This window comes from Chryseobacterium sp. A301, assembly GCF_054489425.1.
Window position 1 is genome coordinate 1 of sequence record NZ_JBTMWY010000010.1, and the last position, 5,136, is coordinate 5,136.

The 5,136-nt window shown below is 47.7% G+C and carries 2 tRNA genes and 3 rRNA genes; all 5 read right to left on the reverse strand.

The window, feature by feature from the left end:
* Positions 1-6 precede the first annotated feature (6 nt).
* Positions 7-114 (reverse strand): 5S ribosomal RNA (gene rrf / locus ACX3PU_RS10180).
* Between the two features lie 110 nt (positions 115-224).
* Positions 225-2,971: ribosomal RNA gene (locus tag ACX3PU_RS10185) — 23S ribosomal RNA — on the reverse strand.
* A 162-nt stretch (positions 2,972-3,133) separates the two neighbouring features.
* Positions 3,134-3,207 (reverse strand) — tRNA-Ala (locus tag ACX3PU_RS10190).
* Positions 3,208-3,220: 13 nt separating this feature from the next.
* Positions 3,221-3,294, reverse strand: a tRNA-Ile gene (locus ACX3PU_RS10195).
* 158 nt (positions 3,295-3,452) lie between these two features.
* Positions 3,453-4,969 (reverse strand): 16S ribosomal RNA (locus ACX3PU_RS10200).
* The 16S, 23S and 5S rRNA genes sit together here with 2 tRNA genes alongside, the layout of an rRNA operon.
* Between the last annotated feature and the right edge of the window lie 167 nt (positions 4,970-5,136).

Genomic DNA, 5,136 nt, shown 5'->3' on the forward strand with positions numbered 1-5,136 from the left:
AAAAAAAACTGGCGGCGACCTACTCTCCCGCGTTAGCAGTACCATCGGCGCTAGAGGGCTTAACTTCTGTGTTCGGAATGGGAACAGGTGAGCCCCTCTGCTAAAACCACCCTAAATATTGTAGGTTGTCTCCATTTATATGTGATAAATGAAGTCAGCCTTATTAAAGCGATAAAAACGCTCACAAAGAAAAAACCTTTCTTGCACTTTTGAGTGACCAAATAGGCTATAAATCTACGGGTAATTAGTACTACTCGGCTATGCTGTTGCCAGCTTTACACCTGTAGCCTATCAACGTCGTCATCTCCAACGACCCTTAAAAGATGTCTCATCTTGAGGCAGGTTTCGCACTTATATGCTTTCAGTGCTTATCCGTACCAAACGTAGCTACTCTGCGGTGCGCCTGGCGGCACAACAGATACACCAGAGGTTTGTTCAAATCGGTCCTCTCGTACTAGATTCAAGCCCTCTCAAACATCTAACGCCCGCAATAGATAGAGACCGAACTGTCTCACGACGTTCTGAACCCAGCTCGCGTGCCACTTTAATGGGCGAACAGCCCAACCCTTGGGACCTTCTCCAGCCCCAGGATGTGACGAGCCGACATCGAGGTGCCGAACCTCCCCGTCGATGTGAGCTCTTGGGGGAGACTAGCCTGTTATCCCCGGAGTACCTTTTATCCTATGAGCGATGGCCCTTCCATACGGAACCACCGGATCACTATGTCCTGCTTTCGCACCTGATCGACTTGTAGGTCTCACAGTCAAGCACCCTTATGCCATTACACTCTACGCACGGTTACCAAGCGTGCTGAGGGTACCTTTGAAAGCCTCCGTTACTCTTTTGGAGGCGACCACCCCAGTCAAACTACCCACCACGCAGTGTCCATCTTTCGATGTTAGGCTCCAAGTAAGCAAAGGGTGGTATTTCAACAATGACTCCACCGACACTAGCGTGCCAGCTTCAAAGTCTCCCACCTATCCTACACATTGCTTACTCAAAGTCAATACGAAGTTATAGTAAAGGTTCACAGGGTCTTTTCGTCCCATTGCGGGTAATCGGCATCTTCACCGATACTACAATTTCACCGAGCTCGTGGCTGAGACAGTGCCCAGATCGTTACACCATTCGTGCAGGTCGGAACTTACCCGACAAGGAATTTCGCTACCTTAGGACCGTTATAGTTACGGCCGCCGTTTACTGGGGCTTCAGTTAAAAGCTTCGCTTACGCTAACTTCCTTCCTTAACCTTCCAGCACCGGGCAGGTGTCAGACCCTATACAGCATCTTTCGATTTAGCAGAGTCCTGTGTTTTTGATAAACAGTCGCCTGGGCCTCTTTACTGAGGCCTCCCCTGAGGGAGGCGTCCCTTCTTCCGAAGTTACGAGACTATTTTGCCTAGTTCCTTAGCCACGACTCACTCGAGCACCTTAGGATTCTCTCCTCGACTACCTGTGTCGGTTTTGGTACGGGTTGCTTCACTTCGGCTTTTCTTGGAAGCACTTTCCCTGCAGCAGCTTCGCCCGAAGGCTAGGCCTTGACTATTCCGTCAGTCTCCAGCAGGTACGGCACTCCGTCCCCTTTTTAGTGTGAGCAAGTATGGGAATATTAACCCATTGTCCATCCACTACCCCTTTCGGGTTCGCGTTAGGTCCCGACTAACCCTCAGCTGATTAGCATGGCTGAGGAACCCTTAGTCTTTCGGTGTGCAGGTTTCTCGCCTGCATTATCGTTACTTATGCCTACATTTTCTTTTCTATAAGCTCCACAATACCTCGCAGTACTGCTTCAACGCCGATAGAATGCTCCCCTACCCAGTATAAATACTGCCATAGCTTCGGTAATATGCTTATGCCCGATTATTATCCATGCCGGACCGCTCGACTAGTGAGCTGTTACGCACTCTTTAAATGAATGGCTGCTTCCAAGCCAACATCCTAGCTGTCAATGCAGTCCAACCGCGTTATTTCAACTTAGCATATATTTGGGGACCTTAGCTGTTGGTCCGGGTTCTTTCCCTCTCGGACATGGACCTTAGCACCCATGCCCTCACTGCTGATCATCATTTATTAGCATTCGGAGTTTGTCAGGAATTGGTAGGCGATGAAACCCCCGCATCCAATCAGTAGCTCTACCTCTAATAAACTAAAATCAACGCTGCACCTAAATGCATTTCGGGGAGTACGAGCTATCTCCCAGTTTGATTGGCCTTTCACCCCTACCCACAGGTCATCCGAAGACTTTTCAACGTCAACCGGTTCGGTCCTCCACTTTGTGTTACCAAAGCTTCAACCTGCCCATGGGTAGATCACAAGGTTTCGCGTCTAATCCTACTAACTATGCGCCCTATTCAGACTCGCTTTCGCTTCGGCTCCGGACCTTAAGTCCTTAACCTCGCTAGTAAAATTAACTCGTAGGCTCATTATGCAAAAGGCACGCCGTCACTCAACTTGTGAGCTCCGACCGCTTGTAGGCGTACGGTTTCAGGTTCTCTTTCACCCTTCTATTCGAAGTGCTTTTCACCTTTCCTTCACAGTACTTGTTCACTATCGGTCTTTCAGGAGTATTTAGCCTTGGAGGATGGTCCCCCCATATTCAGACAGGATTTCTCGTGTCCCGCCTTACTCATTTATCATTTAAATATGCCTTTCATATACGGGGCTATCACCCTCTATGGCCGCTCTTTCCAAAGCGTTCTATTAAACATATAAAAACTTTTGGGCTAATCCGCGTTCGCTCGCCACTACTTACGGAATCTCTTCGATTTCTTTTCCTCCGGGTACTTAGATGTTTCAGTTCTCCGGGTTTGCTCTGCTTACGCAGTAATACATCTTCAATGTATTGGGTTGCCCCATTCGGACATCTGCGGATCAATTCGTGTGTGCCAATCCCCGCAGCTTTTCGCAGCTTACCACGTCCTTCTTCGCCTCTGAAAGCCTAGGCATCCGCCATACGCCCTTAACGATTTCTTTCCTATTTTTTTAGTTTCCTAAAGCACTCAAAAGTGCTCGGTTTTCTCTTTGTGATGTCTTTACCGTTAATGTCAATGATCTATTTCGCTTTCTTGAGTATCCGAGTACACAATTGTTGTTTTTGGCTCCAATCGTAACTTTTAAACTCGGTCTCAAAAACCGTGGAGAATAAGGGAGTCGAACCCTTGACCTCCTGCGTGCAAGGCAGGCGCTCTAGCCAGCTGAGCTAATTCCCCCTTCTTAAATTAGTAGTCTCGGGCAGGCTCGAACTGCCGACCTCTACATTATCAGTGTAGCGCTCTAACCAGCTGAGCTACGAGACTTCATTATAAAGATGCCCTAAAGCCTCTTAATCTCTCTGTTCCCTGATACTAATCCTAGGGGTTTATGAATAAAATAATAACAACCAAATAATTAAAAAAAACCAAAGCGAAAACTTTTGAGTAAGTACTCTAAAATTATTTCTGACGTACTGTCTCTAAAATGAGATGTTCCAGCCGCACCTTCCGGTACGGCTACCTTGTTACGACTTAGCCCTAGTTACTTGTTTTACCCTAGGCAGCTCCTATTACGGTCACCGACTTCAGGTACCCCAAACTTCCATGGCTTGACGGGCGGTGTGTACAAGGCCCGGGAACGTATTCACCGCGCCATGGCTGATGCGCGATTACTAGCGATTCCAGCTTCATAGAGTCGAGTTGCAGACTCCAATCCGAACTGAGACCGGCTTTCGAGATTCGCATCACTTCGCAGTGTAGCTGCCCTCTGTACCGGCCATTGTATTACGTGTGTGGCCCAAGACGTAAGGGCCGTGATGATTTGACGTCATCCCCACCTTCCTCTCTACTTGCGTAGGCAGTCTCACTAGAGTCCTCAACTAAATGTTAGCAACTAGTGACAGGGGTTGCGCTCGTTGCAGGACTTAACCTAACACCTCACGGCACGAGCTGACGACAACCATGCAGCACCTTGAAAATTGTCCGAAGAAGGATCTATTTCTAAATCTGTCAATTCCCATTTAAGTCTTGGTAAGGTTCCTCGCGTATCATCGAATTAAACCACATAATCCACCGCTTGTGCGGGCCCCCGTCAATTCCTTTGAGTTTCATTCTTGCGAACGTACTCCCCAGGTGGCTAACTTATCACTTTCGCTTGGTCTCTGAATCCGAAAATCCAAAAACGAGTTAGCATCGTTTACAGCGTGGACTACCAGGGTATCTAATCCTGTTCGCTCCCCACGCTTTCGTCCATCAGCGTCAGTTGTAACTTGGTAACCTGCCTTCGCAATTGGTGTTCCGAGTAATATCTATGCATTTCACCGCTACACTACTCATTCCAGCTACCTCAACTACACTCAAGACCGACAGTATCAATGGCAGTTCTACAGTTGAGCTGTAGGATTTCACCACTGACTTACCGGTCCGCCTACGGACCCTTTAAACCCAATAAATCCGGATAACGCTTGCACCCTCCGTATTACCGCGGCTGCTGGCACGGAGTTAGCCGGTGCTTATTCATACAGTACCTTCAGCTCTCCTCACGAGGAGAGGTTTATCCCTGTATAAAAGAAGTTTACAATCCATAGGACCTTAATCCTTCACGCGGGATGGCTGGATCAGGCTTTCACCCATTGTCCAATATTCCTCACTGCTGCCTCCCGTAGGAGTCTGGTCCGTGTCTCAGTACCAGTGTGGGGGATCACCCTCTCAGGCCCCCTAAAGATCGTAGACTTGGTGAGCCGTTACCTCACCAACTATCTAATCTTGCGCGTGCCCATCTCTATCCGCCGGAGCTTTCAATATTAAATGATGCCATTCAATATATTATGGGATATTAATCTTTCTTTCGAAAGGCTATCTCCCAGATAAAGGCAGGTTGCACACGTGTTCCTCACCCGTACGCCGCTCTCAAATATCCGAAGATATTCTACCGCTCGGCTTGCATGTGTTAGGCCTCCCGCTAGCGTTCATCCTGAGCCAGGATCAAACTCTCCATTGTATGTTTGTTTGACCTACTCAAAGTTTTGACTTCGCTTTGGTTTTATATTTTTTCCTTACTTGGTTGTTGTTATTGTATTTTCAATGATCTTCTATTCCTCTCGCTACTCAAACTACTTCTGTCGTTTCATCTGATTTGCGAGTGCAAAAGTATAAACTTTTTTTTAA